Consider the following 6,000-nt stretch of genomic DNA (forward strand, 5'->3'; position numbering starts at 1 on the left):
TATATTTATCTTTATAGTATAGTGGAACAAAAATCATTATGCGTAGTAAACAAAAACCTTTAGGATATAATTTTTCTTCTAGTTTCATACAGTTTTCACTTCCATTATTATTTTCTATTACAAATATAGAATATATATTAGTGTTTATTATAACAATATACAATCAAAACTTGATTAATAAGTTTTTAAAAGTTAATAGTATATTCCACAATACATTCATACACTTTAACGAGAAACAAACTTAAATTATTTATGATATAATTTCAATATAACTAATTGGTGAATATTAAATCTGTACGTCATATAGTGTATCTTATATTTAAATAATTAAAAATATCGTAAGGAATCTATGATTAAATACTTTGAACTTTAGTTATCAAGAAATCTAGTAATTAAGTTAGTAAAGTAGTTATATCAAAGGAGCAATGGATGAACAAAAAACAACAAAAAGCAATAAGAAATATTGAAGAGTATTTTAAAGGTAGGTTGGTTGTTAAAAATAATCTTCCGTTTATAGATATTAAAGATGGAATAGATTGGGATTTTAAATCAGATGAAAATAAAAAACTTTTCAAATATACTTACACTCTCTTAATATTCTTAATGATTTTATTATTGCAAATAAATACTATTATAATGAATTATATTTCAAGGAGTCAAAGAATATAATTTTGAACTGGTATAAAACCGATGACAAAAATAATGAAAAATGGAATGAGCATGCTACTGCCACGAGAGTAAAAAATATAATTAAATTTCAAGAAGAGAGTCACAAATACAAACTTAAAAAATGGAAATATAATAAAATTATAAGCGAGCATTGTGAGTTTTTAAGCGACGAAAAATACTATAAGAATAATAATCACGGAATAATGATGGATATTGCTTTAATTTATAGCAGCTCTGTTTTGAAAGATAATATACAAAAGAAAATTTATTTAGAGAAAGCGATTTATAGAATAAAAACAGCTTTATATAGAGATTTTAGCAGGATGGGTGTTCATTTAGAAAATTCGCCAGAATATCACAAACTAGTGTTAATATTATTCAAAGATTTAAATGAGGCATTAACACGTCATAATATAAAATTAGATAAAGAAATTAACTTAATGATAACCAATGCTCAAAAATATAAACAAATCATAATTAAACCTGATTTATCATATCCTTTAATTGGTGATACTGGATTATTCTATGAACACTCAATGAAAAAATATATAATGATTTTGTGGATTATGAAGCAGGCATTGCTATAATACATAATGAAAATAAAGTTGAGCCAGTAAACAGTGCATATTTAACATTTAAATCAGGTTATCAGAATAAAACACATAAGCATTATGACGACTTGTCGATAACTTACTATAACGATGGTCATGACATATTAGTTGATTCTGGGAAATATAGTTATGACATGACTAATCCTATAAGAGATTATATTATCTCACCTGAAGCTCATAATACAATATATATTAAAAATAAAGAATATATATTAAAGAAGCTTTAACTGATCAATTTAAACTTTAAAATATAATTTTACTGATGAAAAATTATACAGAAAATTTCTGGCATGAATGGTTTATATCATGGTATTTCAATGAGTAGAGATGTAATTCTAACTAATGATAATTTTGCTTTTAATCGATCGCATTTCATCAGTGAGTGTAGAAAATATTCAAATTATCTTCAATCTTAATAAAAATTCTGAAGTTAGAAAAATAAATGAACTTAAGTTTAAAATTGTGATTGATAATATTGAATATATTAGAAACATTTCCACTTAGAAGTAAAGATATAACATCATCTGTACAACAAGGTTGCTATTCTGAGGAATTCTCAAAAGTGAATTATAATACAAGAATTGTTTATGAAGTAGAACAGAATAAGATGATTTTATAACAGCTTTATATAGAGCTGAAAATAATTATGAGTAATGTTACTTTTAAAAATAAATGCTTATCTTATTATAATCAAAAAAAATTAGTTGAAATTAGAATTTAATTTTTCATATCACCATAGGAGCGATTATATGAAAACGATGGACAAGAATTTATTAATAGAGTTAAATAATTACAATGTCGGAAAAATTAAAGTATCGCATACAAAAAACTCTGACTTAGCATTACAAAACAAATATATATTCTTTCCGGGTTTTGATATTGTAGAATTCCCCGAAGGCATTAATTGGAATTATAAACACAATCATGCTGCAGGTACGTATCAAATTTATTTACATTGCCTAACTATAGTAAGAAATCTTGTAAATAGTTATTTAATGACAAAGATGGATGTATATATAAAAAAAGCTCGAGAAATTATAATACAGTGGATGACATCTAGCTCTAATGAGACATATTACTCTAAAAATTCAAGTTGGAGAGATCATAGTAGTGCTAGGAGAATGAAGACCATAATATATTTCCAACAAAATAGTCCAGAAGATTATAAAATAGATGAAAATTTGTTTGAAGAATTATTAGTAAAACATTGTGATTTTCTATCAAGAAAAGAATTTTATGCGGAGAATAATCATGGCATGATGAGTGATGAAGGGCTCTTATTTTTAAGTTGTTATTTAACAAATGAATCGCTATCAAACCTCTATAGGCAAACCTCTGTGTTAAGGATGGAACGTATGATTCTAAAACTATTTTCCTCTAAAGGCTATAATCTGGAGAATTCTCCAGAATATCATAGAGTAACTCAAAACATAGCATCAGATTTTATAAAGCTTACAAAATATTAAAAATAGAATTTGATAAAAGATGTAAAGCAATTATTGAGAAAAGCTTTAAACTAAATAACATTATAATTAAACCAGACAATACATATCCACTTATAGGAGACACTGGTATTCATAAATCAAAAATTGATAAGGAATATGAAAACTTCATAGATTATCAAGCAGGTATTGTATTTCTTAATAGCAAAAATAGCAAGAACCAGAAAGAGTCATCATACTTTACTTTTAAAGCAGGCTATCAGTTAAAATCTCATAAACATTATGATGACTTATCATTGATTTATTTCCATAAAGGTGAAGATATATTTATCGATTCAGGAAAATATACTTACGATAGTAAAAACCCTAAAAAAGCATACATAGTATCACCTTCTGCTCATACTACAATTCATAAGGTATATGACTCTTATGAGTTGGAGAATAGTGTTATAGATTCTGAGAGATTGAAAATAAATTTCGTTCATGAAAACAATAAATATATTCATATAGGAGCGGTAAATAATTTATATAAAAAACTAATTATATATAGAGATATTATGTATTTGAAAATGTAGGTATGATTATAGTTGACCGTTGTTTTTCAGAAGAAATGCAATTTATTGGTCAAAACTTTAATCTGGATCCAAAAATTAGTATAAATCAGATTGATTCTAATCAGTTTCAACTTAGAACTACAAAGGGCAGAACTTTAATACTAAAACAACATACTGGTCGAACGTTAAGCAAATACTTCACACATGATAATAAAAACAGAGGGTTTTATTCAGAAAAGTTCAATGAATTATTGGAAACACATCAAATAGAATTTAGACAAAACTCTGTGGAATGTAACTTTATTACTTCATTAATAGATGATGAAAAAGATCTAAAAAATTTAAAAATTGACAAAAATAAAATCACCTTTATGTTAGATTCAGATATGTACGAAATTTATTTACAAAAAGTTATCTAATATTGTGTGATAATTAGTACTCAAAAATTTTTAGCATAAATTACTACATTTGAATTTAATAGTTATATTATTATTATTATTTTAAAATTCTCAAGCGTTTTTCTTCAATAGTTTTTTTAGAAAAATTATGTTAAATCATTATACACGCTTAGGATTATTCTGAAAATTATAATCAACTAACGAAAAAGAGGAGATATAAATGGTAATTATTAAATTTAGACCATTTGAAGAATATATATAGATGTGGTAAGTCGACTCGTTATCACAGACCTAGTAGCCAAGAAAACATTATTGAAATTAATTAAGAGTAAATCATACTTTACTGTAGATTCAAAAGACTTGGATTCAAATGGTGTCTATAAATATAAGTATCAAGTAAAAAAATATGATGAAGAATTAGGTAAGGAAAGATGGATGGATGAAACTAAACATAAAATGGTTTACCCAGAACAAATAAATAGAGATGGTATGAAAATTTACTCTATAGAAGGAAAACAAGTAATAAATTGATAGTTATTTTCCAAGCTGTTAATAGAAACCCTTCATATAATTACGTAGGATCTTTAAAAGATTATAATATAAATCGACTATATAGGATGATTATGGTGGAGATAAAGCTACTAAAAGTTCGTATTATTTAAATTCAAAAGAAAATTCTAATGTCGCAGATGCCACTCAAAAGCTAATTGATGAAGTTGCTAAAAAATTAGGTGTAAAGAAAAAAGATACAATATTTGCTGGTTCGAGCAAAGGTGGATTTGCAGCACTTTATCATGGATATATTTATGGAGCAGGAAAGATTATACCTGGAGGTCCACAGATATTATTAGGTAATTATCTTTTTAGCAATCACGAGGATACTACAGTTGGAAAAGCAATATTTAAATCTATTTTGGAGAACTAACAGAAGAAAAAGCAGTTTGCAAATAAACTGATGTATAATGCACTTTCTAATATAAAATCACCTTATCCAGAAACAATTATACACGTTGGTTTCTGGGAGAGTCATTACCTAAAACATGTTGTTCCATTTATGGAAATGGCAAAAGAGTTGGGAATTGAAAATGTAAACTTATCGATAGCTGATTATACTACACATTCCGAATTAGCAAAATATTATCCAATATTCTTACAAGAACAAGTAAATAAAATCATCAATGACAATTAACTTTAATATCAATAATTATTAAAAACATACTGATTTTATTATTTTAAGGATTGAATGAGATATTATGGAGTATTTACAGTTTAATATTCAATAAAAAATATATTCTACGACTATTAGAAAGTTAGTTACTGAAAAGGTGAAAAAATGCGTACGGAGCTTTAATGTTTTCACTGCGTCGCTACGTTTGATATCAGACAAATCGCAGCTTTCATTACCATCTAAATCGGATAATATAGACGCATCTAATCCTCTATTAGAGAATGCTTAACTTTTCACTCTAAATTAGTGCTATAAATGTTTTATGACGCATCACAACGGACATGTATTACACCTTGCCAGATTATGTATCGTTATCCAAATGTAACTGCTAAACTAGACACAATATTTTTCCACAATTAAGTCTCAACATTTTTTATCTTCAATTAATCTTTAAGGGTATATATATTATTTTCTCTATCTTTATAATGACGCTGGATTTTTCATCGATAGTGTATTCAACAAAAAATTGAATAAAACTTTTCTTTTATGACATATCAAAATTTATAATCAACATATTAAAAACCATTTTATACTCAACATATTATGGCCTGTTAATTATGCATTGAGATTGTGTTAAAATATATATAACAATAAATGTGGGTAGGATGCAGGTGAAAGGTTTCTTATATATTTTTCAAAAAAATAAGATAATGCATGACTGTGATGAAGTTACGAAATATATAGACAAGCTTAAACAGACAAAACATGATTTTTCCTTTAAGGAGAGTCATAAAATAAAAAGTTATTTCTATACTAATGAAAAAAAAACATTGAACAACAATGAATCTTCAAAATTTATTTCTCTCATTGGTCAATTTGTGGAACGTACCGAGGATATAATTACTTCACTTTCAAAACTGGAAGATCTTGATTTGAGAGATTATGTAAGTGATTTAAAAGGTGCTTTTGCGCTGGCGTTAGCAGATTTTTCGAAGAGTGAAATGAATTCTTTACTCATATTTTCAGGATTGATATATTTTTTATAGAGAAACTAGAGATCAAATAGTAATAGGCACTGATCCTCTTATAGTCAGTGCCATCTCAAATCCGAAAAAATTCGAACCTGAGATTGAAGTTAAAAATAGTATTTCATTTTTA

General features: G+C 26.1%; 9 protein-coding genes and 1 pseudogene. All 10 read left to right on the plus strand.

Annotation, left to right across the window (positions count from 1 at the left end; all coding sequences use genetic code 11):
* Positions 1–429 precede the first annotated feature (429 nt).
* The gene (locus G4D76_RS13910) at positions 430–669 is read left to right on the plus strand and encodes a hypothetical protein (RefSeq protein WP_213810181.1); all 240 of its coding nucleotides are present in this window, start codon (positions 430–432) and stop codon (positions 667–669) included.
* Positions 670–671: 2 nt separating this feature from the next.
* Positions 672–1,256 carry a heparinase II/III family protein gene (locus G4D76_RS13915; RefSeq protein ID WP_213810182.1) on the plus strand — a complete coding sequence of 195 codons (585 nt, stop codon included), beginning with the start codon at positions 672–674 and terminating at the stop codon, positions 1,254–1,256.
* Positions 1,229–1,507, plus strand: coding sequence for a heparinase II/III domain-containing protein (locus tag G4D76_RS13920; protein ID WP_213810183.1), 279 nt, complete (start codon positions 1,229–1,231; stop codon positions 1,505–1,507). Before G4D76_RS13915 ends, G4D76_RS13920 begins: the two co-directional genes overlap by 28 nt.
* 522 nt (positions 1,508–2,029) lie before the next feature.
* Positions 2,030–2,746 carry a heparinase II/III family protein gene (locus tag G4D76_RS13925; RefSeq protein WP_213810184.1) on the plus strand — a complete coding sequence of 239 codons (717 nt, stop codon included), beginning with the start codon at positions 2,030–2,032 and terminating at the stop codon, positions 2,744–2,746.
* Positions 2,747–2,910: 164 nt separating this feature from the next.
* Positions 2,911–3,297, plus strand: a complete 387-nt coding sequence (locus G4D76_RS17325) for a heparinase II/III domain-containing protein (protein WP_371814705.1) — start codon at positions 2,911–2,913, stop codon at positions 3,295–3,297.
* A gap of 2 nt (positions 3,298–3,299) precedes the next feature.
* The gene (locus G4D76_RS13935; protein WP_213810185.1) at positions 3,300–3,695 is read left to right on the plus strand and encodes a hypothetical protein; all 396 of its coding nucleotides are present in this window, start codon (positions 3,300–3,302) and stop codon (positions 3,693–3,695) included.
* Between the two features lie 291 nt (positions 3,696–3,986).
* Entirely contained in the window at positions 3,987–4,205 is a 219-nt protein-coding gene (locus tag G4D76_RS13940; RefSeq protein ID WP_213810186.1) for a hypothetical protein, read from the plus strand.
* Positions 4,206–4,332: 127 nt separating this feature from the next.
* A pseudogene (locus G4D76_RS17330) lies at positions 4,333–4,599 on the plus strand (hypothetical protein); the annotation flags it as partial.
* Positions 4,600–4,629: 30 nt separating this feature from the next.
* Positions 4,630–4,863, plus strand: coding sequence for a hypothetical protein (locus G4D76_RS13945; RefSeq protein WP_213810187.1), 234 nt, complete (start codon positions 4,630–4,632; stop codon positions 4,861–4,863).
* A 650-nt stretch (positions 4,864–5,513) separates the two neighbouring features.
* A complete protein-coding gene (locus G4D76_RS13950; RefSeq protein ID WP_213810188.1) occupies positions 5,514–5,888 on the plus strand; it encodes a hypothetical protein in 375 nt (124 codons plus the stop codon).
* The last annotated feature ends 112 nt before the right edge of the window (positions 5,889–6,000 follow it).

The organism is Jeotgalicoccus sp. WY2, assembly GCF_018437745.1.
Classification (GTDB): Bacteria; Bacillota; Bacilli; order Staphylococcales; family Salinicoccaceae; genus Jeotgalicoccus; species Jeotgalicoccus psychrophilus.